Raw genomic sequence first — 653 nt, 5'->3', positions numbered from 1 at the left:
GGAATCAAAGCATTCTATTCTGACAGCAATGGAAATACGGTATCAAATCCCAGATATCTGGAACGCGCCATGCGAAAACTCATAAGAGAACAGCGCAGACTTTCCCGGAAGCAGAAAGATTCCCATAACCGTGGGAAGCAGCGGCTCAGGGTAGCCAGAGTGCATGAGAAAATAGCCAATCAGCGGAATGATTTCCTGCAGAAACAGTCAACGATGCTGGTGCGCGAAAACCAAACCATCTGTATCGAGGATCTGAACGTGAAGGGAATGATCCGGAACCATAAACTGGCAAAATCCATAGCAAGTGTTTCCTGGGCAAAGTTTTTCGAAATGCTGGAATATAAAGCCAGCTGGTATGGAAATGAACTTCACAGAGTACCAACGATGTATCCGAGCAGTCAGACCTGCAGCTCTTGCGGCTACAGAAATCCACGGATAAAAAATCTGAGCATTCGTATCTGGGAGTGCCCGAAATGCCATGCAGTTCATGACCGGGATACGAATGCAGGCATTAATATTCTGAAAAAAGCACTGCAGATGCAGTCTGCATAAAGATGAAAAGCTGTACCGTAGGGCATACGGGAACAGGATAAACATAGCTTGTGGACACTGTGTAAGACATTGCAGTACCGTAAGGTATTCGTCAATGCAGT

At 45.9% G+C, this 653-nt stretch carries 1 protein-coding gene; it reads left to right on the top strand.

All coding sequences use genetic code 11. The annotated features are described in order from the left end of the window. The coding region (locus tag DW743_RS17860) for an RNA-guided endonuclease TnpB family protein (RefSeq protein WP_147345123.1) at positions 1 to 552 on the top strand (552 nt) is incomplete at its 5' end. Positions 553 to 653 lie beyond the last annotated feature (101 nt).

The sequence above is a fragment of the Blautia sp. AM28-27 genome (assembly GCF_003480905.1).
GTDB classification, from domain to species: Bacteria; Bacillota; Clostridia; order Lachnospirales; family Lachnospiraceae; genus Fusicatenibacter; species Fusicatenibacter saccharivorans.
Note: the sequence above shows the minus strand (reverse complement) of the source record. Positions and strands in the feature narration are given on the sequence as shown.